The organism is Actinomadura logoneensis (assembly GCF_003428695.1).
GTDB lineage: Bacteria > Actinomycetota > Actinomycetes > Streptosporangiales > Streptosporangiaceae > Spirillospora > Spirillospora logoneensis.
On record NZ_QURH01000322.1, the window covers coordinates 1 to 23,179 of the forward strand.

At 71.8% G+C, this 23,179-nt stretch carries 24 protein-coding genes and 3 tRNA genes; 5 read left to right on the forward strand and 22 right to left on the reverse strand.

The features are described 5' to 3' along the window. Positions 1–504: DAK2 domain-containing protein (locus tag DZF91_RS20335; protein ID WP_117359047.1), on the reverse strand; the 504-nt coding region annotated here is incomplete at its 3' end. A gap of 259 nt (positions 505–763) precedes the next feature. Here DZF91_RS20335 and rpmB point away from each other — a divergent pair. Continuing rightward, positions 764–958 (forward strand): 50S ribosomal protein L28, encoded by a 195-nt coding sequence (rpmB, locus tag DZF91_RS20340; protein WP_030164391.1) that lies wholly within the window; start codon positions 764–766, stop codon positions 956–958. A 258-nt stretch (positions 959–1,216) separates the two neighbouring features. Here the strand turns inward: rpmB and thiD are convergent, their stop codons facing one another. From thiD to DZF91_RS20355, 3 genes are all read right to left on the reverse strand, one after another. Beyond that, positions 1,217–2,029, reverse strand: a complete 813-nt coding sequence (gene thiD, locus DZF91_RS20345) for a bifunctional hydroxymethylpyrimidine kinase/phosphomethylpyrimidine kinase (protein WP_117359070.1) — start codon at positions 2,027–2,029, stop codon at positions 1,217–1,219. Positions 2,030–2,246: 217 nt separating this feature from the next. After that, on the reverse strand, positions 2,247–2,855 hold the full coding sequence (locus DZF91_RS20350) for a cellulose binding domain-containing protein (protein ID WP_117359048.1): 609 nt from the start codon (positions 2,853–2,855) through the stop codon (positions 2,247–2,249). 101 nt (positions 2,856–2,956) lie between these two features. Next, complete coding sequence (locus tag DZF91_RS20355; protein WP_117359049.1) at positions 2,957–3,976, reverse strand: thiamine-phosphate kinase; 1,020 nt, start codon at positions 3,974–3,976, stop codon at positions 2,957–2,959. 112 nt (positions 3,977–4,088) lie between these two features. Between DZF91_RS20355 and DZF91_RS20360 the strand changes: the two genes are divergently transcribed. From DZF91_RS20360 to DZF91_RS20370, 3 genes are all read left to right on the forward strand, one after another. Beyond that, positions 4,089–4,322: an Lrp/AsnC ligand binding domain-containing protein gene (locus DZF91_RS20360; protein WP_117359050.1), complete on the forward strand. Its 234-nt coding sequence runs from the start codon at positions 4,089–4,091 to the stop codon at positions 4,320–4,322. Positions 4,323–4,350: 28 nt separating this feature from the next. After that, entirely contained in the window at positions 4,351–4,851 is a 501-nt protein-coding gene (locus DZF91_RS20365; protein WP_235834437.1) for a DUF3515 domain-containing protein, read from the forward strand. 256 nt (positions 4,852–5,107) lie between these two features. Continuing rightward, positions 5,108–6,742 carry a TlrC/CarA/OleB/SrmB family ABC-F type ribosomal protection protein gene (locus DZF91_RS20370; protein WP_117359051.1) on the forward strand — a complete coding sequence of 545 codons (1,635 nt, stop codon included), beginning with the start codon at positions 5,108–5,110 and terminating at the stop codon, positions 6,740–6,742. On the opposite strand, the gene DZF91_RS20375 is transcribed toward DZF91_RS20370, so the two are convergent. Genes DZF91_RS20375 through DZF91_RS20400 form a run of 6 tightly spaced genes read right to left on the reverse strand, consistent with a single transcriptional unit; the run spans position 6,706 to position 11,315 of the window. Next, positions 6,706–7,257 (reverse strand): Cif family virulence factor, encoded by a 552-nt coding sequence (locus tag DZF91_RS20375; protein ID WP_117359052.1) that lies wholly within the window; start codon positions 7,255–7,257, stop codon positions 6,706–6,708. The two genes, DZF91_RS20370 and DZF91_RS20375, sit on opposite strands and share 37 nt — an antisense overlap. Then, on the reverse strand, positions 7,257–7,448 hold the full coding sequence (locus DZF91_RS20380; RefSeq protein ID WP_117359053.1) for a ferredoxin: 192 nt from the start codon (positions 7,446–7,448) through the stop codon (positions 7,257–7,259). The genes DZF91_RS20375 and DZF91_RS20380 overlap by 1 nt, the downstream gene beginning before the upstream one ends. Then, complete coding sequence (locus DZF91_RS20385) at positions 7,445–8,770, reverse strand: cytochrome P450 (protein ID WP_117359054.1); 1,326 nt, start codon at positions 8,768–8,770, stop codon at positions 7,445–7,447. The genes DZF91_RS20380 and DZF91_RS20385 overlap by 4 nt, the downstream gene beginning before the upstream one ends. Next, entirely contained in the window at positions 8,767–9,546 is a 780-nt protein-coding gene (locus tag DZF91_RS20390) for an SDR family oxidoreductase (RefSeq protein ID WP_117359055.1), read from the reverse strand. The genes DZF91_RS20385 and DZF91_RS20390 overlap by 4 nt, the downstream gene beginning before the upstream one ends. Further along, positions 9,547–10,731, reverse strand: a complete 1,185-nt coding sequence (locus DZF91_RS20395) for a cytochrome P450 (RefSeq protein WP_199486754.1) — start codon at positions 10,729–10,731, stop codon at positions 9,547–9,549. 14 nt (positions 10,732–10,745) lie between these two features. Further along, positions 10,746–11,315 carry a TetR/AcrR family transcriptional regulator gene (locus tag DZF91_RS20400; RefSeq protein ID WP_235834438.1) on the reverse strand — a complete coding sequence of 190 codons (570 nt, stop codon included), beginning with the start codon at positions 11,313–11,315 and terminating at the stop codon, positions 10,746–10,748. Between the two features lie 327 nt (positions 11,316–11,642). Between DZF91_RS20400 and DZF91_RS20405 the strand changes: the two genes are divergently transcribed. Next, on the forward strand, positions 11,643–13,553 hold the full coding sequence (locus DZF91_RS20405; RefSeq protein WP_117359058.1) for an RCC1 domain-containing protein: 1,911 nt from the start codon (positions 11,643–11,645) through the stop codon (positions 13,551–13,553). A 71-nt stretch (positions 13,554–13,624) separates the two neighbouring features. On the opposite strand, the gene DZF91_RS20410 is transcribed toward DZF91_RS20405, so the two are convergent. The 12 genes from DZF91_RS20410 to DZF91_RS20465 form a co-directional block, all read right to left on the reverse strand. Continuing rightward, positions 13,625–13,707: transfer RNA gene (locus tag DZF91_RS20410), tRNA-Tyr, on the reverse strand. 5 nt (positions 13,708–13,712) lie between these two features. Next, positions 13,713–13,786 (reverse strand) — tRNA-Leu (locus DZF91_RS20415). A gap of 4 nt (positions 13,787–13,790) precedes the next feature. After that, positions 13,791–13,863 (reverse strand) — tRNA-Leu (locus DZF91_RS20420). Positions 13,864–14,171: 308 nt separating this feature from the next. Continuing rightward, positions 14,172–15,215 (reverse strand): alpha/beta hydrolase, encoded by a 1,044-nt coding sequence (locus tag DZF91_RS20425; protein ID WP_117359059.1) that lies wholly within the window; start codon positions 15,213–15,215, stop codon positions 14,172–14,174. Positions 15,216–15,391: 176 nt separating this feature from the next. After that, entirely contained in the window at positions 15,392–16,306 is a 915-nt protein-coding gene (locus DZF91_RS20430) for an ABC transporter substrate-binding protein (protein WP_158587988.1), read from the reverse strand. 105 nt (positions 16,307–16,411) lie between these two features. Beyond that, entirely contained in the window at positions 16,412–17,206 is a 795-nt protein-coding gene (locus DZF91_RS20435; protein WP_117359061.1) for an amino acid ABC transporter ATP-binding protein, read from the reverse strand. A 23-nt stretch (positions 17,207–17,229) separates the two neighbouring features. Then, positions 17,230–18,168 carry an amino acid ABC transporter permease gene (locus tag DZF91_RS20440; RefSeq protein ID WP_117359062.1) on the reverse strand — a complete coding sequence of 313 codons (939 nt, stop codon included), beginning with the start codon at positions 18,166–18,168 and terminating at the stop codon, positions 17,230–17,232. Between the two features lie 139 nt (positions 18,169–18,307). After that, entirely contained in the window at positions 18,308–19,834 is a 1,527-nt protein-coding gene (locus tag DZF91_RS20445; protein ID WP_117359063.1) for a xylulokinase, read from the reverse strand. Further along, positions 19,831–20,202 (reverse strand): cupin domain-containing protein, encoded by a 372-nt coding sequence (locus DZF91_RS20450; RefSeq protein WP_117359064.1) that lies wholly within the window; start codon positions 20,200–20,202, stop codon positions 19,831–19,833. The genes DZF91_RS20445 and DZF91_RS20450 overlap by 4 nt, the downstream gene beginning before the upstream one ends. Beyond that, a complete protein-coding gene (locus DZF91_RS20455) occupies positions 20,199–20,876 on the reverse strand; it encodes a beta/alpha barrel domain-containing protein (protein WP_117359065.1) in 678 nt (225 codons plus the stop codon). The genes DZF91_RS20450 and DZF91_RS20455 overlap by 4 nt, the downstream gene beginning before the upstream one ends. Before the next feature lie 57 nt (positions 20,877–20,933). Continuing rightward, entirely contained in the window at positions 20,934–22,199 is a 1,266-nt protein-coding gene (locus DZF91_RS20460; protein ID WP_117359066.1) for an FAD-dependent oxidoreductase, read from the reverse strand. Beyond that, the gene (locus DZF91_RS20465; protein ID WP_117359067.1) at positions 22,196–23,119 is read right to left on the reverse strand and encodes a dihydrodipicolinate synthase family protein; all 924 of its coding nucleotides are present in this window, start codon (positions 23,117–23,119) and stop codon (positions 22,196–22,198) included. Before DZF91_RS20465 ends, DZF91_RS20460 begins: the two co-directional genes overlap by 4 nt. Between the last annotated feature and the right edge of the window lie 60 nt (positions 23,120–23,179).

Sequence of the window (23,179 nt, forward strand, 5' to 3'; positions counted from 1 at the left end):
CCGCAGCGCCCGGCGCGCCCCGTCCGCCGCGGCCCGCGCCGCCCCGGACAGCGTCGGCTCGTCCCCGGTCCCGGCGGACGCCTCGTCCAGGACGCTCAGGATCGTCCCCTCCACCGGGTGCTCGACGGCGTGCCGCGCCAGCACGGCCGCGTAGCCGAGCGCCTCGCCGAGGACCCGGCCGTCCGGCGGCGGAGCGCCCCGGCCGCCGAGGATCTCGGCCATCCCGCGCAGGAACTGGCTGAGGATCACCCCGGAGTTCCCGCGTGCTCCGAGCAGCGCGCCACGGGCGATCGTCCGCCACACCTCCGGCGTCCCGGCGTCCCCGGGCAGCCCCTCGACCGCCTCGGCGGCGGCCAGGACGGTCAGGTGCAGGTTCGTGCCGGTGTCGCCGTCCGGGACGGGGAAGACGTTCAGCGCGTCGATCTCGGCGCGGGTCCGGCCCAGCGCCTCGGCCGCCAGACCGCACCAGCGCCGTACCGCCGCGCCGTCGAGGACCTCGCCCACACCCGCTCCCGTCGGCCGTGCCGCTTTCCGGAGAACACCGGTCTACCGTGGCGGCGCGTCCTTGGGAACACCGCGGGACGGTCCGGGGAAGAGCCGGGGCGGGCCGAATCCGCAGGCCGATTCGCCTATCGGGCGAACCCTGGGCTACTCTGATTCGTGCGCCTCGTCCCGGGGCGCTTGTCAGGATGCGCCTCCGGTGTCTGTCACCGATCCAGAGGCGGTCCGGTCCAGAGCATCGACACCCAACTTGGAGTTTCCCGTGGCTTCCGTCTGCGACGTCTGCGGCAAGGGACCCGGTTTCGGCATGCGCGTCTCCCACTCGCACCGCCGCACCCCGCGCCGCTGGAACCCCAACATCCAGCGCGTGCGCGCCGTCGTGAACGGCAGCACGAAGCGGATCAACGCCTGCACCTCCTGCATCAAGGCGGGCAAGGTCGTCAAGCCGACCGTCTGATCCTTTCCGGACTTCGGAGACCGGCCGAGGGGTTCACCCTTCGGCCGGTTTCTGTTTGCCCGGTGACGCCGCGCCCGGCGGTCTTCGCTCGGTCGGCGGTCTTCGCTCGGTCGGCGTTCCTCCGCCCGGTCGGCGGTCTTCGCTCGGCGGGGTCTGCGCTTCGCCGGGTCTTCCCTTGGTGGTTCTTCGCCCGGCGCGGGTCTGTGAGCCCTGGACCCCGGCCTTCCTGAGGCGGCCGGGGTCCAGGGCTGTCGAAGATCAGGCGTGGCGCAGGTGCCAGCCGTGGTGGACGGGGCCGATGCCCGTGCCCAGCGGGAAGCCCGCCGCGATGGCCCCGGTCACATACTGCTTGGCCTTCTCGACGGCCTCGGGGACGGGCTCGCCCTTGGCCAGGTTCGAGGCGATCGCCGAGGCCAGGGTGCAGCCGGTGCCGTGGGTGTGCCGGTTGTCGTGGCGCTCGGCGGTGAAGCGGTACTCCTCGGTGCCGTCGAACAGCAGGTCCGCGGGCTCCCCGGGGAGATGGCCGCCCTTGACCAGGACCCATTCCGGGCCCAGCTCCTTGACGGCCTCGGCGGCGGCGCGCATCCCCGACTCGTCCACCACCTTGACGCCGGTGAGCTGCTCGACCTCGAAGAGGTTGGGCGTGACGACCGTCGCGACGGGCAGCAGCCGCGTCCGGACGGCGTCCACGGCGTCCCCGGCGAGCAGCGAATCACCGTGCTTGGACACGCCCACCGGGTCGACGACCACCGGCGCGGAGACGTCCGCGAGCACCTCGGAGACCAGCTCCACCAGCGCTTTCGAGGCCAGCATCCCGGTCTTCACCGCGTCCACGCCGATGTCGGACAGGACCGAGTCGAGCTGGGCGCGGACGGCCTCGGGGGGCAGTTCCCAGTAGCCCTGGACGCCGAGGGAGTTCTGCGCGGTCACGGCGGCGATGACGCTCATGCCGTGGACGCCGTTGGCGAGCATGGTCTTCAGGTCGGCCTGGATCCCCGCGCCGCCGCCGGAGTCGGAGCCGGCGACGGTGAGGACGAGCGGAGGTGCCTGACCTGGCTGGTGGGACGTCATGCCGCCCACTCTAGGCAATCGCCGCCCGTGGTGATCACCAGGGCGGACGCGGCGGCAGGCGGCCTCGCACGGTTCGGAGCGTGGGCGGACGCGTCAGCAGGCGGGTGCGCACGGGTCCGGGCGAGCGCCGACGCGACGGTGGACGGGTGCGCGGGTCCGCGGGGTGGGGTGAGCGGCGCGCGGCCCCGGACCGGAACAGGCGCGGCCTCGGGCAGGGTCAGGCGCGGACGCAGGGCTCGCGGTTGAGGAGGCAGTCCACGGGCGCGGCGACCGGGCCGACGGACGTGTAGGTGACGCGCAGCGAGGCGCCCGGCGGGAGGGCCTGGCCGGCGCGGCTGCGGACGTGCACGACCCGGCCGGTCTTGACGACGGTCGCGCCGCCGACGGCGCGGACGGTGCCGCCGGGGACCCGGAACGCGAGCGCCCACTTGGGGACGGTCCTCGACCCGTGGTTACTGATCGTGACGATGCCCCGGAACCCGGCGGAGGTGCGGGACGCGACGCGGAACGCGACGGTGAGGTCGGAGCGCCCGGCGCCGCGGCTGGCGTGGCTCCCGCCGGGCGAGCGCTGCGACATGGTGCCGTCGCTCGGACCGTTCGCGTCCTGCGGGGTGGCCGCCTGCGGCGACTTGTTGAAGTTCAGCGATATCTGCTGCGTGCTGTAGGCGAGCACGATGACGCCGACCGCGAGCATGAGCGCGACGAGCGGCATCAACGGGAACGGCACGTGCTCGACCAGCTGCTTCCACCGAGGGCCCGGAGAGGGCCCGGCCGGCATCGGCTGGGCCTCGTCCTCGGGCGCCTCGAGTCTGGTGTGTCGTCCCATCCCATCCCTCTTCGATCACAGGATGTATACCAAACCCTCACCAAGCATGCCTACCGGACGAGTAAACCCCCGGGTGCGGTTCGACCCCGTTCAACCTGCGCCTAACCGCGGAAATGGTCCCAGCCGCGGACGGCTGGAACGCTCCCGTCGACGGTCACCCCGGAGCCCTCGGCGACCCGTCCGACGACCGTCCACGCGGGTGGGAGACCGGTCCCGGCGGGGAAGGTCGCGGCGAACGCGTGGTCCTCACCGCCCGTCAGCGCCAGGTGGAGACGATCCGGCGTCCGGGCGTCGTCCGCCGCCGTTTCGGGCGAGGTTTTACCTTCTTGATGCATCGTCGGCGGTTCGCCACGGGATGCGGCGGCCCGTCCCGCCGCGGACGCGGCGAGGGGCGGCGGCAGCGGGACGGCGGCGGCCGTGACGTCGATCGCGACGCCGGAGCGCTCGGCGATGTGCCCGAGGTCCTGCAGGAGGCCGTCGCTGACGTCGAGCATCGCGGTCGCACCGAGCGACCGCGCCTCCTGACCCGCGCTGTACGGCGGCTGCGGACGGCGGTGCGCGGCGACCAGCTCGGCCGGGCCGTCGAGGCCGTGCTGGAGCAGGTGCAACCCGGACGCGGCCCAGCCGAGCCGGCCCCGGACCGCGACCACGTCGCCCGGACGCGCGCCGGACCGCGTGAGGGGCGGGGCGCCGCCGAGGTCGCCGAGCGCGGTCACCGCGATCGTGATGGTGGGCGATCCGACCGTGTCGCCGCCCGCGACGGACGCGCCGACGAGCGCGGACTCCTCCACGATGCCGTCGGTGAGCCGCTGCGCCCACGCGGCCGGGGTCTCGGCGGGCGCGCCGAACCCGACGAGCAGGGCCGTCGGCCGGGCGCCCATCGCGACGACGTCCGCGAGGTTCTGCGCGGCGGCCTTTCGGCCGATGTCATAAGGGGACGACCAGTCGAGCCGGAAATGGCGCCCCTCGACGAGGACGTCGGTGGTGGCGACGACGCGTCCGTCCGGGGCGGCGACCACGGCGGCGTCGTCCCCGGGGCCGAGCAGCACGTCGGCGGCCATGGGCCGCCCGGTCACCCTGCGGATCAGCCCGAACTCGCCGAGGTCGCCGATGCTCTCCACGTTTCTCCCGCTCTCCCCCGTTTATCCGCTCTGCGGCCCCCGGTCGCCCGTGGCGGCGCGTAACACGATACGGTGACCGTCCGACGTTGAATCTCCGCCCGGGGAGGACGTGATGGTGCAGGCCTACATCCTCATCCAGACCGAAGTGGGCAAGGCCGCGGAAGTGGCGGGCCAGATCCGCGGCGTCACCGGAGTGACCCTGGCGGAGGACGTCACGGGCCCCTATGACGTGATCGTTCGAGCGGAGGCGCGCAATGTCGACGAGCTCGGCAAGCTCGTCGTCGCCCAGATCCAGGGTGTCGAGGGGATCACGCGGACGCTCACCTGCCCGATCGTCCACATCTAGGACGGTCGTCCGCGGCCCGTCCGCGGCGGTGACGGCGGCCCCGCGCGGCCCGTCCCGGTTCCGCGCGGCCGTGCGCCGAGGTGCGGCGGGTCTCTCCCTGCTGGCCCTGGCTCCGCTGGTCACCGCCTGCGGCGCGGGCGCGGTGCGCGTGCCCGTCCCCAAGGCGGACGCGGCGACGGTCAAGCTGTGCGAGGGACTGCGACTGCCCGCGACGCTGCACGGCCTGAAGCGCCGCGACACCACGCCCGAGTCCCCGCTGACCGCCGCATGGGGCGACCCCGCGATCGCGCTGCGCTGCGGCGTGCCGCTGCCGTCCACCTACCGGATGGACGAGCAGCTCATGGAGGTCAACGGGCTGAAGTGGCACGGCTACCCGCACGACCGGCCGGTCACCTGGACCCTGCTCGGCCGCCAGGCGTACGTCGAGGTGACGATCCCGCCGAAGTACGCGCCGCCCGGGGACACCCTGATCGAGATCGGGCAGGCCGTGTCCGCCACGATCCCGGTCAAGCCCGAGAACCAGATCTGACCTCTGCCCCTTCTGCCCTGCCCGCATCTGCCCTGCCCGCATCTGCCCTGCCCGCTTCGGCGGTGCGCGCCGCCGGGAGACCGGGGCCGGCGAGAACGCGCTTGCGTCGGCCACGAAGATCACCTAACGTCCGGGGCGTGGGTTCGCTGATTTTTCTCTGATCGACACGTGACCGCCGCGTAGAGCGTCATGGCTCCGCCGCGGAACGTGTTCCGACGCGTCCCCGTCGATCAGAGAGAACCCGCTGGAGTCTTCCTTGCGCACCGCGCAACTCACCCTTCGCCATGTCACCAAGCGCTACTCCGACCGCGTCGTCCTGCGCGACGCCGACCTGACCGTCAAGCCCGGCGAGAAGGTCGGCGTCATCGGCGACAACGGTTCCGGCAAGTCGACCCTGCTCAGGCTGCTCGCCGGGCGTGAGCGCGTCGACAACGGCGAGCTGACCGTCGTCGCGGACGGCGGTGTCGGCTACCTGCCGCAGACGCTCGCGATGCCCGCGCACGCGACCGTCCAGGAGGCGATCGACCTCGCACTGGCCGATCTGCGCGCGCTCGAAGCCCGGATGCGAGCCGCCGAGGAACGGCTCGCGGACGATCCGTCCCAGCTCGCCCTCTACGGCGACCTGCAGGAACGGTTCGAGGCGCGCGGCGGCTACGACGCCGACGCCCGCGTGGACGTCGCGCTGCACCACCTCGGCCTGCCCGGTCTCGACCGCTCGCGTGCGCTCGGCACGCTGTCCGGAGGCGAGCGCTCACGCCTCGCTCTCGCCGGCGTCCTCGCCGCCGCGCCCGAACTGCTCCTGCTGGACGAGCCGACCAACGACCTCGACGACCAGGCCGTCGCCTGGCTGGAGGAGCACCTGCGCGCGCATCGCGGGACGGTCGTCGCGGTCACCCACGACCGGGTGTTCCTCGACCGGCTGACCACGACCGTCCTGGAGGTCGAGGGCGGCGGGGTCGTCCGGTACGGCAACGGGTACGCGGGCTACCTGGCCGCCAAGGAGGCCGAGCGCGCCCGCCGGCTGCGCGAGTACGAGGAGTGGAGGCACGAGGTCAGGCGGAACGGCGGCCTGGTCGCGGCGAACGCGGCGCGCCTGGACGCGATCCCGCGCAAGCTGGCGAAATCCGGCTTCGGCCACGGCGCCTTCCGGGCACGCGGACGGGCGCACGGCGCGATGAGCCGCATCCGGATCGCCAAGGAGCGTGTCGAGCGGCTGACAGCGAATCCGGTCGCTCCGCCGCCCGAACCGCTGTCGTTCACCGCCGAGGTGAAGGCGGCGGGCGACGGCACGGTCGCCGTGCTGACCGGTGTCCGCGTCGGCGAGCGCCTGGACGTGCCGTTGCTGCGGATCGGCCCGGGTGAACGGCTGCTCGTCACCGGGCCGAACGGCGCGGGCAAGTCCACGCTGCTCAGGGTGCTCGCCGGGGAGCTGCGGCCGGAGGAGGGCACGGTCGTCCGGCCGCAGCGTGTCGGGCACCTCCGGCAGGACGAGGTCCCGTGGCCGCCCGCGACCAGCGTGCTCCGCGCGTTCGCGCACGGACGGCCCGGCGACCTGGACGAGCACGCCGACACCCTGCTGTCGCTCGGCCTGTTCGAGCCGTCCGACCTGGGACGGCGGGTCGGGGAGCTGTCGTACGGGCAGCGCCGCCGGATCGAGCTGGCGCGGCTCGTCGCCGACCCGGCCGACCTGCTGCTGCTGGACGAGCCGACCAACCACCTGTCCCCCGTCCTGGTCGAGGAACTGGAGGCCGCGCTCGCCGGCTACGCGGGCGCGCTCGTGATCGTCACGCACGACCGGCGGATGCGGTCGCGGTTCGCCGGGTCGCGACTCGTCCTCAACCGGGGACGGATCACTCACCACATCGACACAGGGGCCTCACCGTGCGGATAGTAACCGGGGAGCGGTCCCCCGGCGGCGGCCCTGTCGAGGCGGCGTCTCATGCCGTCCGACAGGGCTCCCGCCTTCATCATCTCGACGAAGACGGACGTGACGTTGCCGAGGTCGAACCAGTCGCGCTGCCAGGACCAGCGCATGTCCCCGGCGTACCGGAACCAGCTTCCGCCGATCCCGGCGACCTCGTACGGCGTGCCGTCCGGACGCCGGGCGTCGGCGACCTGCTTCCAGAAGCCGACGACCTCGCCGCGCCGCTCGTCCACGAGGATCGCCTGGTAGGGATAGCTCCAGCCGTCCAGCCCGCCCATCTCCGCGCCGAGCGCGATGTCGCGGATCTCGGCGCGTCCGACGGCCATGAAGTCCTGGCCGGGGCCGACGTTCCAGCCGTAGGTGGCGTCCTCGGTGTAGAGGTCGGCGAGCGGACGCCAGTCCCCCGCCGCCTCGCAGCGCCGGTTGGCCTCCAGCCAGTGCTCGACCATCGCGTCCAGTTCGGTCCGGGGGAACGCGGGCATCACGCCTCCATCCGCAGGGCTCGCGTCGGGCAGTACCGGACGGCCGCCGCGACCTCGTCGCGCCGCTCGTCGCCCGGTTCGGGGTCCAGGACGCGGACCTTGCCCCTCCTCGGCACCTCGAAGACGTCCGGCGCCTCGAGCTCGCACATCGCGTGGCCCTGGCACAGGTCGAGGTCGGCCTCGATCCTCATCGCCGCCTCCGGTACCGGACGACGCACGGCCGCGCGAGCTGGACGACCATCTTCGAGTGGTCGTTCCGGTACGTCCCGGGCGGCTGGGCGAGCTCGAACTCCCAGTCCCGGAGCAGGACGGAGAAGATCGCCTTGAGCTGGATCATCGCGAAGTTCGCGCCGACGCAGCGGTGCCGTCCCGCGCCGAACGGCACCCACGTCCAGCGGTGGAGCAGGTCCTCCTCGCGCGGGGCGGCGTAGCGCTCGGGGCGGAAGGCGTCCGGATCGGGGAAGTCCTCGGGGATGCGATTGGAGACGGCGAGCGAGCAGCCGACCATGGTCCCGCGTTCGATCCTGTGGCCCAGGACCTCGAGTTCGCGCTGCGCGACGCGGAGCACCAGGATCAGCGGCGGGTGCAGGCGCAGCGCCTCCTTGACCGCCGCTTCGAGGCGCGGGATCGCGCGGAGCGCCTGGAAGCTGACGTCGCGTCCGTCCGCGTAGAGGCCGTCCAGCTCCGCTGTGACGTCGCGCAGGACGTCCGGATTGCGGAGCAGTTCGATGAGCGTCCAGGCGGCCGTGCCGGACGAGGTGTGGTGCCCGGCGAACATCATCGAGATGAACATGCCGGTGACCTGGTCGGCGCTGAACCTCGGCGTCCCGTCGGGCTCGCGGATCGACAGCAGGACGTCGAGCAGGTCACGGTCGGCGCGCGGCGGGTGCGGGTCGCGGCCGTCCATGATCTGCTGGACGAGCCGGACCAGCGCCGCCCGCGCCTCGTCCCGCCTGCGGAAACTCTCGATCGGCGCGTACGGGTCGACGTAGGCGATCGCGTCGGTGCCGCGCTCCAGGTCGTGGTACAGCTCGGCGAACCGGCGGTCGAGCTGGTCGCGGATCCTCCGTCCGATGAGGCACGCGGACGAGGTGTAGATGGTCAGTTCGGCGAACCAGTCGAGCAGGTCGATCTCGCCCTCGTCGCCCCAGTCCGCGACCATCCGGGCGACCTCGGCGGCGATGGTGGCGGCGTGGCCCTTGAGGAAGGAGCCCTTGAGCGCCTGGTTGTGCAGGGCCTCGCGGCGCTGCTCGGGCGTCGCGTCGAAGACGACGCCCTCGCCGAAGATCGGCGTCATGAAGGGGTACGCCTCGGCCTGGTCGAGGTCCTCGTCCGGGGCGCGGAAGAAGAACTCGTTGGCCTCGGCTCCGGTCAGCTGCACGACGCGGCGACCGCCGATCCGGAACTCGCCCACGTCACCGCACTCGTCCCGGACGCGCCGCATCAGCGCGATCGGGTCATGACGGAGTTCTTCGAGATGGTCGGGTCCGCCCGACACGATCGGGATCGTCATCGCTCCTCCAGCGGGGCTTCCGGCTGGACCTCGACCAGCGTGAGGTGCGCGCCGCGCGGCATTCCGACGACCGCCGCCACCGCCGCGGCGACGTCGGAGGGGCGCAGGAAGTAGGGGTGACGCGCGTGTCCCCACTTGACCCACTCCTCCAGGACTTTGCCGGTGGTCTCCGCGTCCCAGTTCATGCCCATGCCGGTGGACGTCGGACCGGGGCGGACGAGCGACGCGCGCACACCCGTCCCTTCGAGTTCCATCTGCATCTGGCGGGCCATGCCTTCGACGCCGCTCTTCGCCGCCACGTAGGCGCCCATCCGCGTGCGGGGTGAGCGGACGACGTCGGACGAGACGAAGACGATGTCGCCGCGCCTTCGCGCGACCATTCCGGGCGCGAACGCCGACACCAGCCGGTGCGCGCCGACGAGATGGACCTGGACCTGCGCGGCGAAGTCGTCCGAGTCGAGCTCGTCCAGCCGCTGCGCGTGGAGGTCGCCGGCGCTGGACACCACGACCTCGACCGCTCCCAGGTTCTCCGCCGCCGCCTGCGCGAACGCTTTGACCGAGTCGCCGTCGGCCACGTCGAGCGGGTGCGCGAACGCCTCGCCGCCGCCCGCGCGGATCGTCGCGGCGAGCTCCTCGCACCGCTCCGCGCGCCGCGCGCCGAGCGCGACGGGATGCCCGGCCATCGCGAGCGCCGTCGCGGTGGCCGCGCCGATCCCGGACGAGGCGCCCGTCACCACGGCCGGCCTCCGGCTCGGATGCGGTTCGAACCTGGCCATCTACCTCACGTCCCATCGGACCGGCAGGCTCGCGAACCCGCGCACGTTGATCGAGTGGACGCGGCGCGCGTTCGCCTCGTCCACCTCGAACCCCCTGATCCGGCGCAGGAGCGCGGTGAGCGCGATGCGCGCCTCCAGCCGGGCGAGGTTCGCGCCGAGGCAGAAGTGCCGCCCGCCGCCGAAGCTGACCATCTGCGAGGTGTCGCGGTCGAGGTCGTACTCGTCGGCGCGGTCGAAGACGCGCGGGTCGCGGTTGGCGGACCCGATGAGCAGGAGCACCCGTTCGCCCGCCGGGACGGTCGTGCCGTGCAGCTCCACGTCCTTGGCGACCGTCCGTCCGATCATCTGCGAGGACGTGTCGTAGCGGAGCGTCTCCTCGACCCAGTCGTCCACGCGGCGCGGGTCGGCGAACGGTTTCCGCAGCTCGTCGGGGTTGCGGGAACCCCAGTAGAGGGCGTTGGCGAGCAGCTTGGTCGTCGTCTCGTTCCCGGCCACCACCATGAGGAACAGGAAGGCGACCAGCTCCTTGTCGTCCAGCCGCTCGCCGTCGGTCTCGACGTCGATCAGCGCCGACGTCAGGTCGTCGCCGGGATGCGCCCGTTTGTGCGCGACGAGGTCCTGGTAGTAGCCGGCGAGGGTGAGCGCGGCGTCCATCCCGGCCGGCGGGACGTCGTGCACGCCGTCCTCGCGGTGGACGACCAGGTCCGCGAGCCGCCGCACCTCGTCCCGGTCGGCCTCGGGCACGCCGATCATCTGGGAGATCACGTCCATGGGCAGGCGTCCCGCGAAGTCGGCCACCCAGTCGCGCTCGCCACCGCTCAGCGCCTCGTCCAGGTAACGCCTGGTCAACTGACGTATCCCGGCGCTCATCCGGTCGACGCGACGCGGCGTGAACCCCTTGGAGACGAGCGCGCGCATGCGCGTGTGCGTGGGCGGATCGAGCGCGAGGAAGGACATCGTCCGGTGCGCGGACGGCCCCCAGGCGCTCGGCTCCAGGGAGACGCCGTTCCTGCTGGAGAAGGTCGTGAAGTCCCGGAACGCCTTGGCGACGTCCGCGTGCCGGGACAGGGCCCAGAAGTCGAGTTCGTCGTTGCGGTAGAGCGGCGCCCGCTCCCGCAGTTCCGCGTACAGGGGGTAGGGGTCTTCGTGGACGGCATAGTCGTACGGGCTGTAGGAGGGGTCCACAGCCGCCACCTCGCTTAGGAGTCGGGCAGGATCAGCTCCGCCATCTCTTCCAGTCGGTCGGCCACGCGCGCGTACGAGGTGTAACCCATCCCCGCGTGCACGAGCGCCCCCGAATAGGCCAGTTCCAATGCCCCGAGAACCTTCTGGTCGTCCGAGCCGAGCGCGTTCCGGAGCCGCCCCCGGATCGCGACCCCGATCTTCAGGCGCAGCTCCCGGACGTCCGGATCGGTGCCGAGCATCGCCGTCGTGCAGGCCGCCGCGAGCTCCGGCTCGTCCGACACCAGCAGCGCGATCTCCCGCAGCACCTCGACGACCCGTCCGCGCCCGGGTGCCCCGTGCACCTCCGGCAACGCGCTGAGCCGCCGCCAGAAGACCTCGGTGACCAGGTGGTTCTTGGACGCGAAGTACGTGTAGGCCGTCGCGGGCGCGACCCCGGCCCGCCGCGCCACGTTCCGCACGGTCAGCCCGTCGAACCCCACCTCCCGCAGCTCCTCCACCGCGGCCTCGGTCAACCGCCGCACGGTCTCCGCCTGCCGCGAGGTCAGCCGCCGCCGCGTGGACTCGGTCGCCATTTCCCTGGACACATGTCCAGACACTAGTTCAGCCATACCTCCACGTCCACCCCGCGACGGCGCCGAACCGCGTCGTGCCGCAGGCGCTCACACAAGACTCCTGCGGGCGCTGCGCGCAGGTCAGGGGCGAGGTCACTGCTGAGGGGCTCGGGCGAGGTCGCCGCGAAAAGGGTCTCGGCTTGGGCGCCGCTTGATCAACAAGAGACCGGGTGCCCGCTACGGTCGATTTCCTGGACTCTCGCGCCTTCACGTGCGCTTGTCGCCTTCACTGGGGGAATCGTGGCACTCCATGACCACGGGCTGGTGCCGTATCGGACGTCGCGCCGAACACGAGCGCGCATGGACCGCCTCGTCGCCGTGGTGGTCGCCGCGGCGACGGTGCTCGCGCTCGCGGGTGTTCGGGCGGGTACGGCGGCGGCGGCCCCCGGCCGTCAACCGGGTGACCAGCCGAGCCAGGTCCTCACCTGGGGACGCAACCAGTTCGGGCAACTGGGGAACGACTCCACCGAGCACAGCAATGTCCCGGTGACGGCGCTGCTCCCGGCGGGCACCTCGGTCAAGCAGGTCAGCGGGGGCTACGGATTCAGTGTCGCCCTCACCTCGGACGGGCGGGTCTGGGCCTGGGGCGAGAACCCCAACGGCCAGCTCGGGGACGGCACCACCAACGGCAGCCGTGTCCCGGTCCCGGTGGCCCTGCCCGCGGGCACCACCGTGACCGCCCTCGCCACCGGCGACGACCACACCTTGGCGCTCACCTCCACGGGACGGCTGCTGGCGTGGGGTTACAACGACTTCGGCCAGGTCGGGGACGGGAGCACCACCGACCGGCTCGCGCCCGTCGCGGTGGACCTGCCGAACGGCACCACGATCACGGCGATAGGCGCCGGAGCCGGGCACAGCCTGGCGGTGACGTCGACCGGACACGTCCTGGCGTGGGGCTACAACAACACGGGCCAGCTCGGGACGGGCAACTACGCCGACAGCAGCGTGCCGGTGCGGGTGCCCCTGCCCGAGGACGTCACCTTCACGGCGGTGGCCGGTGGTTCGGCCCACAGTCTCGCCCTGTCGTCCACCGGTCAGATGTGGTCCTGGGGGTGGAACACCTACGGCCAGCTCGGCAACAACAGCACCACCAGCACGAACGTCCCGGTCCGGGTGCTGCTTCCGGAAGGGGCGAGGGTCACCTCGCTGGGCGACGGCAGCGGGCACGGCTGGTTCAGCCTCGCCCTGGAGTCGGACGGGCAGATGCTCGCCTGGGGTGACAACTCCTACGGGCAGCTGGGCAACGGCACCACGACCCGCAGCACCGTGCCGATCCGCGTTCAGCTCCCCCCCGGAACCATCGTCTCCGCGATCGCGGGCGGGGACGACCACACCGTGGCGCTGACGTCCGAGGGGCGGGTCCTGACCTGGGGCTACAACCGCTACGGGCAACTCGGCGACGGTGGCAACACCAACGCCGTCCTGCCCGTCGAGGCGGCCGTGCCGCAGGGTGTCCGGGTCCAGGCGATCGGGGCCGGCCAGTACCACACGCTGGCCGTCGTCCCGGTCGAAGCCGCCGGGACCACGACCACGCTCACGACCTCGACCGAAGAGCAGACCCACGGTGAGCCGGTGACGCTGACGGCACGCGTGGAATGCGAGGACGGGACCCCGACCGGGACCGTCGTCTTCGAGGCGGACGGCGTGCGGCTGGGCACCGCCGAACTCCAGGACGGGACGGCCACCCTCACCGTCAGCGACCTGGACGTCGGCGAGCACGTCATCACCGCCCACTACGAGGGCGACCGCCTGTGCGGACCGTCCACCTCCGACCCCGTCACGGTCGTCATCCGCCGCGCCGAGACATCCGCGAGCCTCCACCTCGTCAAGCGGTTCGACCGGTTCGTCGGCTCGGCGGGGCCCCACGCCAAGGCCCGGCCGAAGGCGAAGCCCAGGCACGACGCCCGGATGAGCGCCTGGCACGACCACGATGCGATCAGGTACCGGTTCGTCGTCACCAACGACGGCGACGTGCCGATCAACGCGATCACCGTCCACGACTCGCTGACGGGAACCGTGTCGTGCTCGTCCGGCACCCTGGCGCCGGGGCGGTCGGTCACCTGCTACGGCACGCACAAGGTCACGCTGAAGGAGAAGTCCCGAGGCTATGTCGACAACTCCGCCACCGCGTCCGGCACCCGGGCGGACGACGGACGAACGGTCGTCTCGAACGAGGCCCGCCTGAGGGTCGACATCACCTACAAATAGCCCGCTGCGGAACGCCGTCCCCGTGGCTCGGGGACGGCGTTCCGCGTTCGCGACCGTTCTCGTCGCGCGGGTGGGGCGGGTGGGATTCGAACCCACTCAGCGCTGGGCACCTGAGTTACAGTCAGGCCCGACTCTCCTGCTTCGGCGCCGCCCCTGGCGTGCCCTCGATGGGATTCGAACCCATACCATCCCGGCTCTCGACCGGACGCCTCTACCTGTTGGACTACGAGGGCTCCGTGCGGCTCCGGGGATTCGAACCCCGATCCTCTGGTCCCTGAAACCAGCGCCTCTACCGTTGGGCCAGAACCGCGCGTGTCGGTGAAATGTCGGCGTCACCCACGCGGGCCGGTGTCAGGGAGCGGGATACCGGCCGGTGCTGGCGAGCGACGCCTCGGGCAGTCGGTAGAGCATCAGCATGGCCGGTCCTCCTCTCGGGGCTTGCTGTCCGGTGCGGACGTTCATGACACTGCCAGGCCACCGAGAGGGACGCAACGGATTAAAGGGCGCGCTAGTAGCGCTTTGTTACGTGGTCCTGTCGCGGTGGTGCGCCGGGACTGGCTGGTCGGCCCCCGGAGGGCCGACCAGCCGGCGGAGGGTGACCGCCAGTGGGGCCGCCTCCTAAGCGGCGGTCGGGCTGAGCATTCTGCTCAGCCAGGTGATCGCGAGGGGGTAGCGGTGCTCGATTCCGCCGTGTACGCCGTCGAACAGTTCGAAGTGGATCCGTTCGTCCGGCACTCCGGCCGCGGCCGCGGCCCGCCGGAACGCCATCGCTCCGGCGTCGAGGTGGTACTCGTCCCTGTTGCCGGCATCGATCCACACGGCGCGCATCGAGGCCAGCGCCTCGGCGTACTCCGGCCGCGCGGCCATGACCACCGGGTCCCAGGCGAGCCAGCGCCGCCAGACGTCGGGAACGATCGCTCCGAACTCGTCGAACGGAAGGCGCACGGTGCCGTCCTCGTCGGCCGAGTAGGCCGCGGCGTAGGCGTACACCTCGAGGAGTTCCAGGTCACTGGGCTGGAAACCGCCGACGCGGCTGCGGAAGTCGGCAAAGAACTTCTCGTACGACCCGCCGTACTTGTTGCGCAGCGTCCGGAACCGTTCGGGCAGTTCGGCCCGCGCGCCGGTCTCGAAGAGCGCGTCACCGGCATGGGTGGCGAGGGCGCCGAACACATCGGGCCTCAGCATGGGGGTGAACATGGCGGCGTGCCCGCCGGAGGACTTGCCGGCGATCGCCCGGTGGTCGCGGTCCGGGATGGTCCGGTAGTTCGCGTCCACCCACGGCACCACCTCCTCGCACAGGTAGGTGTGGTACCGGCCCGTCGCCGGGGAGTCCAGGTACTGGCTGCCGCCGAGTGAGGTCCAGGTGTCGAAGTAGACGACGATGGCCGGCTCCGCCTCTCCCGTGGCGAACGCCGCGTCGATCAGTTCGGGGAACGCCGGCCGGAACCCCGTGCGGTTGAGGACCATCCCGACGTGGCCGCTGTAACCGGGTGCCCAGAAGATCGTCGGGTAGCGGCGCCCGGGCTCGTCGTCGTAGCCGGGCGGCACGTACACCAGCAGCGGCCGTTCGTGCGGGTCGCCGAGCGGGTTGCCGCGCAGCACCGTGCTGCCGACCGTCCGGTGCTCGATCCGACCGGCGAGATCAGCCGACCAAGGCAACATCAACGTTCTCCAGATTGGTGAGAGACCACGCGGTCGGCCGGACATCCCCTGCGGGCCGGCGGCCTCGACGCGGTCATACGGGACGCGCGGACGGCATCGGCCGCGATGGCCGTGGTCGCCCTGCGCTGAGATGGTCGTTCTTCCCTCGGTTCGAGGGACGGCGGGGGCGGCGGCGATCAGGCCGCCTGCTCCGGCCTGGTCAGGTGGCGGACGTCATTTGGCGACTGGTACGCGATGCTCTGTGCACCCCACTTTCCTATGATCTTGGCGTAGGTGCCGTTCCTGATGATCTCCTTCATCGCCGCCTCGACGGCGGGGCCGAGGTCGCTGCCGTCGGGGATCACGATGGCCTGCTCGAGCGGCTGGTAGACGAACGACTGCAGGTCCAGGGGGACGTTCCGGCTTTTGATCGTGTATTCCAGCGCGTCCTGGGTGGTGGCCGTGACCTGGACGCGCCCGTTGGAGACCGCCAGGATCCGCGCTCCGTCGTCCGGGTACGTCTGGAGCTTGATCGGACCGCGCCCGGCGCTCGCGCACTGGGCCTGGGCGGCGTTGATCTGGTCGATGAAGTAGGAGCCGGCCTGCACCCCCACGGAGCGGCCACAGAGGTCGGTGGCCCTGCCGATCGTGATGCCGCTTCCCTTCCTGACCGCGAAACCGGTGCCGATCTTGAATTCGGTGACGAAGTCGACCTGCCCGAGCCGCTCCTTCGTGACGCCGAAGTCGCCGCTGGACATGTCATAGCGGCCACTGGCGACCCCCGGGATGAGACTGTCGAAACTGCCCACCGAGGCGTTGTCGAGCCTGACGCCCATCACCTCGCTCAGAGCGAGAGCGATGTCCGGCTGGATGCCCACGAGCGTCCGGCCCTCGAGGAACTCCTGGGGTGGGAAGTTGTTGTAGATCGCGTTGGCGATCGGCTTGTTCCTGAATCGCGCCGGCACCAGCGCCGCCACCGAGGCGACGGGCTTCTGGCCCCAGCTCTTTGTGATCATGGAGCCGCCGCCGCGGGAACCGGCGGAGGGAGCGGCCGGGCTCGACGGGGCCTTCGGCTCGGCACAGCCGGTGAGCCCGGCGACCGCGACGGACACTATGACGGCCGTGACCCTGAACATGCTGGTGCGGGGCATGGCTGAACCTCCTGGGTGGTACTGCGCGGCCCCGGGCCGGAGGCCACGATGCGGGGGTGGGGAGGACTACAGGACCTTCGCGAGGAAGTCCTTGGTGCGCGCCTGTCGAGGATTGAGCAGTACGTCCTCGGGACGGCCGCGTTCGACGGCGATTCCGCCGTCCATGAAGAGCACGGTGTCGGCGACCTCTCTGGCGAAGCCCATCTCGTGGGTCACCACCACCATGGTCAGCCCGTCGCGGGCGAGGTCCTTCATGACCTCGAGGACCTCACCCACGAGTTCGGGGTCGAGCGCGGAGGTCGGCTCGTCGAACAAGACGAGCCGCGGCTTCATCGCCAGCGCCCGCGCGATCGCGACACGCTGTTGCTGTCCGCCCGAGAGCTGACGGGGATAGGCGTCGGCCTTCGACTCGAGGCCGACCCGTTCCAGGAGCGCCATGGCCGTCGCCGTCGCCTCCCGCACGGGTTGCTTCAGCACGCCGACCGGGGACTCGACGATGTTCTGGAGCACGGTCATGTGCGGGAACAGATTGAACGACTGGAACACCATTCCCACGCGTGCCCGCTGGGCGGCCAGTTGCTTCCCCGGCAGGGTGACGTAGCGATGGCCGCGCCGGCGGTAGCCGATCAGCTCACCGTCGAGCTCGACCCGCCCACCGTCGATCTCCTCCAGGTGGTTGAGACTGCGCAGCAAGGTGCTCTTCCCCGATCCGGAGGGCCCGATGATGCACAGGACCTCGCCACGCAGCACGGTGAGGTCGACGCCCTTGAGGACCTCGTTCGGGCCGAACCGCTTGCGGATGCCCGTCGCGCGGAGGACGACCTCACGCTCCGCGACCGGGTCGGCGGCCTGTTCCACCATCCTGCCCTCCTTCCGGCCGACGCCTACATGCGTCCGCGGACATTGGCGACTCCTCGTTGGAAGCGCTGCCACGGGGTCGGTGGGAGCTCCCGGCGCCCACCCCGTGCGTATCTGCGCTCGATGTAGTACTGGATGACACTCAGGACGCTGGTGACGACGAGGTACCAGAGGCTGGCCACGATGAGCAGCGGGATCGTCTGGAACGTCTGGTTGTAGACCTGCTGTGTGGTGTAGAGCAGCTCGGCCGTCGACGTGACGCTCACCAGGGCGGTGGACTTCAGCATGCCGATCGCCTGGTTGCCCGTGGGCGGCACGATGACCCGCATCGCCTGCGGCAGCACGATGCGCCGCATGATCCTGCCGCCGCGCATGCCCAGGGCCGCGCCGGCCTCGCTCTGCCCCTGGTCGACCGAGAGGATGCCGCCGCGCACGATCTCGGACATGTACGCGCCCTCGTTGAGCGCGAGGCCCAGCATGGCGGCGACGAACGGAGTGATGACGGTGTTGGCGTCCGCCGAGAAGAGCACCGGACCGGTGAGCGGGATCCCGATGTCGATCGTGGGGAAGAGCGCGGCGAGGTTGTACCAGAAGATGATCTGCACCAGCAGCGGCGTGCCGCGGAAGAACCAGGTGTAGGCCCAGGCCACCGATGACAGAACGCGGATCGGTGAGAGGCGCATGACGGCGGTCAGGACGCCCAGCAGGGTGCCGAGGACCATGGCCAGCACCGTCAGCGCGAGTGTGGTCAGCAGCCCCTGGAGGATCCTCCTGGTGAAGAGGTACTCGCCCACAACGTGCCACTGCAGGTTGTCGTTGGTCAGCAGCATTTTGACCAGAGCAGCGGTGCACAGGACCACGAAGGCGACGAGGATCCACCAACCCCAGTGTTGGCGGTGGGCGACCCGGACGCCGTCCCGCGCCTCGCCCCGGGGCGTGTCGGCGGGGGCCGTGATCCCGCTCATCCGCGGGTCGTTTCCCGAAACGAGCGCCTGTGCATCGTTTCTCCCATCCCTGGAACAGACTGACGTCGTCTTCGGCCTCGTTGTTGGCGGAGGTGGTCGTCAGGGGCCTGGCGTGCGTGGAACACATGCGCCATCGCCGTCACCCGGCCTGGGCGGCGAAGTTCGGAACCAGCGACTCGTAGAGGGCGACGTACTGGCCGAACCGCTCGTCGTACCGGCTGACGTTCGCCGGGTCGGGTTCGAAGACGCGATCCACGACCACCGTCGCCTCGACGCCCTCGTCGATCGAACCGAACTCGCCCACTCCCACGCCGGCGAGGATCACCGCGCCGAGCGCGCCCGCGTCGGGCTGCCGGGTGGTCACCACGGGAATCCCGGTGACGTCGGCCTCGATCTGCTTCCACACGGCGCTGCGTGATCCCCCGCCGAGCGCACGGATCCGCGTGGTCCGCACCCCGGCCGCCGCGAACGCCTCGACGTTGCGGCGCACCACGAAGCAGACGCTCTCCATCAGCGCCCGTACCACGTGTGCGCGGGTGTGGTTCAGGGTCAGTCCCATGAGCACGCCGCGAGCGTGCTCGTTGTTCTCCGGTGCCATCGCGCCTTGCAGGTGCGGCAGCATGAGGAGCCCCTCGGAACCCGCCTCGACGCCCGCGGCGAGGTCGCCGAGCACGTCGTACGGATCGCGGCCCTCACGCACCGCCGCCTGGACCTGCGGCTCGCAGAACTCGTCGCGCAACCACTTCAGCACGATCCCGCCGCCGCTGAACGTGTGGAACATGTAGGTGTCGGGGATTCCGTGGTAGTGGACGGGCACGACCCCGGCCGGGTCCCGGCCGGGTCCGCTCAGGGTCGAACAGATGGCCACCGCGGCGCCGGTGTTCTCGCTGAATCCGCCAGGAGCGACGTTGCCGCCGCCGATCGCACCGCACGCCTGGTCGAGCGCGCCGGCACAGACCACCGTCGTCGGGTCGAGGCCGAGTTCCTCGGCGACGGCTGGAAGGACGCGCCCGATCGGCGCTCCGGGCTCGACCACGGCGGGCAGCTGCCCGGTGTCGACACCCAGGGCGTCGAGCATGGCCGGCCACCACGTCTTCGTGCCGAGGTCCCAGTAGCACGTCGAGGTGGCCAGCGAAGCCTCGGTGACGTACTCGCCCGTCATCCGGGCCAGCAGGTAGTCCTCGATCAGCAGGTAGCGGGCCGTGCGCCGGGCGATGTCCGGCTGGTGACGCCCCATCCACAGCAGCTTCGCCGCGGGCCAGGTGGCCAGCATCTCCGGCTGGCCGGTCCGGGCGTAGAGCTCGGCCGCGCGGAAGCGCTCGGCGAGCTCGGCGGACTCCTTGGTCGCGCGGTTGTCCAGCCACACGATGGCCGGTCGCAGAGCGTGCCCGGACGCGTCCACCGGCACGAGGGTCTCCCCCTGAGCCGAGATCGCCAGCCCGGCGACCTCGCCCCGGCGGTCCCCGGCCGCACGCCAGACCTCGGCCAGGCAGTCGCGGATCGATCTCCAGTAGACCTCGACCTCGACCTCGACGTGCCCGGGCGCCGGCGTCCGCAGTTCGTACTCGCGCGTGGCGGAGGCGACCTCGACCCCGGCGGTGCTGTAGAGCGCGCACTTGACCGCGGTGGTGCCGAGGTCGATCGCGAGGAGCGTACGACCGGTCACGCCCCGGCCCCCTCACCGGGCCCGCCGGCCCAGACGATCACGACCGGGACCTCGCCGACGTTGCTGATCTGGTGGGGAACGGCGGGCGGGATCCTCAGCGCGTCCCCGGGCTCCAGCTCGAAGGCGGCGCCCCCGCAGGTCACCACGGCATGACCGGCCGCGCAGTAGAAGACCTCCCACGACCCGTCGTGCCCCGGGTCGACGGCACCGGTCGCACCGACCGGCACCACGGACGTGCCGAACCAGAGGTGCTCGTTGCGCAGGTACTCACGGCAGTGTTCGGGTCCGTCCATGAAGGACAGGGCGTCGAGCCGACGCACGACGGTCGGTTGCTGCTCCGTACCGGGCGCGGACACCCCGGCGCTCATCGGGCCCCCGCCCTGCCGACCGCGTCCAGGACGGTGCGCAGCTGGGTGGAGACGTTCGCACCGGGGACGACGCGCCGGTCGAGCGCCGCGGCGCCGATCGTGAAGCCCCATGCTCCGGCGTCGCTCACCAGCCGGATCCGCTCCACGCTCGCGACGGCGCCGGCGACCAGGACGGGGAGGGGCGACGCGGCGCAGACCTCACGGACGAGGGCGTCGCCGCCCCCGCTGACGTGGCGGTAGGCCAACAGGTTGACGCCCGCGACGGCCCCGCGCATGGCCTCGATGTCGGCCAGGATCTCCTCGGCGGTCCCGTCGAGGGTGCCCGGGTGGCCGATGACGGTACCGACATAGGGGAAGTACCGGATGCCGGTGTCGGCCAGCAGGTCGGCCCCGAGCCGCCAGCGGGTCCCGCCGAGCACATAGTCGAAACCGAGCTCACGACCGAGCCCCAGCGAGGCGCGCTCCTCCTGCTCGGTGAGCGAGACGACCTCGAGGTGGGCCCGCCGGCCGGCGGCGTGGATGGTGTCGACCAGCTCGGCCATCTCCTCGACCGGCCGGCCGACGTCTTTGAAACCGATGTGCTCGACACCGGCGGCGATCGCGAGTTCGAGGACGGCGTGGGCGTCCGTGACCGTGACGTCGTCCCGGGTCAGCATCAAGACGAAGTTGCTCATGTTCGGATGTCTCCTCAGATGGGGTGGTGCGCAGGCCGCGTTCGCCGGTGAACGGGGTCAGGCGGCCGGCAGGAACGGAGTGGGGTCGATCGGCGGCGGCAGCCCCATGAGCAGGTGCGCCAGAAGGTCGGCGGAACCGGCCGCCTGCGTCCAGCCGAGCGAGCCGTGCGCGGCGTTGAGGTAGAGACCGGGGACCCCGGTCGGGCCGATCAGCGGCAGTCCGGTGGGAGTCATGGGCCGGTGCTCGGCGCGGTACGTGGCCGACGACCAGTCCAGCGCGCCCGGGAAGAGCCACTCTCCGGCCCGCCGCAGCAGCCGCGCGGCCTGCCCGGCCACGTCGTGGTCGGTACATCCGATCTCGGCCCCGGTCGAGAGCCGGAGCCGCTCCCCCATCCGGGAGTACGCCACGTGGAGGCCCTCGACGACACCACCGACGTCCGGAGCCAGGCCGGGCTCGTGGACGGGCACGGTCGCGGCGTAGCCCTTGACCGGCAGGATCGGTACGCGGACCCCGGCCGTGCGGGCCAGGCTCCGGCTGCCGACGCCGGCGGCGAGGACGACCGCGACCGCGTGGAGCTCACCAGCCGCGGTCGCGACGCCGGTCACCCGGCCCCGGCCGTACAGCAGCCGGCGGACCGGCCGTCCCTCGATGACGCTCGCTCCGACGTCGCGCAACCGCCCGGCGAGCGCACGAGTGAACGCCCGGCTGTCGCCACGGGCGGCACCCGCCGCGTACAGGGCGTGGAGTCCGTCGGGAAGGGCGTCGTAGGCGGGGTCCATCGCCACGAGCTCCGCCCGGCTCAGCTCGACGTAGGTCTCCCCCGCGTCCCGCAGGGAGGCCCGGGCGTGGAGCGCCTCGGCGACCGCTGCCGGTGAGTCGAGGAGGAACAGCATGCCGGTGCGTTTGAGATCCGTCCCCAGCTCACCCGAGGCGGCCCAGTCCCGCGCGACCTTCAGACTGTGCGTGCTCAGGGCGTGCGTGGCCCGGCAGGCCGCGGCGTACTTCCGCGCCGTCGAGTTCGCGAGGAACCGGGCCCCCCAGACGACGGTGCCCGGATTGGTCCACGACACCTTGATGCTGGAACCACCGCGGCCGAGCAGGGTCGCCGGCACGGCCCGCGCGTTGGCGGGTCCCGGCCAGACCACGGAGTCGGCCGGGACCAGGAGGCCGGCGTTCCCGGCGGTCGCCCCGTCACCGATCCGTTCCGCCGTGACCAGGGTGACGGCGTAGCCCGCGCTCGCCAGCGCGTACGCGGTGCTCGTCCCGACGACGCCTCCCCCGACGACGAGGACGGTGCTGCCCGGCGCCGGCACGGTGCTCACCCCAACAGCCCGGCGGACCGCAGCACGGACTCGAGCCGGCTCAGCTTCTCCGGGTCGGTGAGCGGCAGCTGCGGCTGGCGGACCTCGCCGCCGGGCTGACCGAGGAGGCGCATCGCGGCCTTGAGCTGCGAGGCCGGTGCGGCGAACCGGCCCCCGAAGTCGGGCTCGATCCACGCCCGGGTGAACTCGGACCACTTGCGTCCGTACTCGCGGGCGGCGTCGAGGTCGCCGGCCCAGAGGCTCTCGAAGAACGGGACGGCGAAGGGGGCGCCGATGCCGCCGCCGTCGATGTAGCCGTCACCGCCCAGGCCGTTGAGCACGGCGAGACCGCGGGGACTGATCAGCGCGGCGAAGATGCGGACGCGGGACGAGAGCCGGTCGACGTAGTCGAGGACGAGATCGGTGTTCGCCGTGCTGCACTTGAACGCCACCACGTGCTCCAGCTCGGCGATCGCGGCGGCGGTGTCGACCTCGATCTCGACGGCGGTGCCGCGGGGCCAGTTGTAGGCCACCATCGGCAGCTCGACCTCGGCGTCGATGAGCCGGTAGTGGTGCAGGATCTCCTCCTGCGTGGGGTGCGCGTACGGCGGTGGCGTGAAGAGGATGCCGTCGGCTCCGGCCGCCTGGGCGTCCCGCGCCAGCTCGATCGCCGCCGCGGCGGTGAACGCCGTGCAGCCGATGATGACCGGGATGCGGCCGGCGACCGCGTCGACGGCGACCTCGGCCACGCAGCGGCGCTCGTCGCGGGTCTGGGTGTACCACTCACCGGCGCTGCCGTTGAGCATGACCCCGTGGACGCCGGCGGTGACGTAGTGGTTCATGAGCGCGACCAGGGCGGCCTCGTCGACGGCCCCGCCCGCGGTGAACGGAGTCGGGGCGGCGGGGATGTACCCGCGCCAGGCGACGGAGTTGCGATCCATGCTGAGCTGTTTCCTTCGCTACGGGGGGTGCCGGCCCGGAGGGCCGGCGGCGAGAAAGGG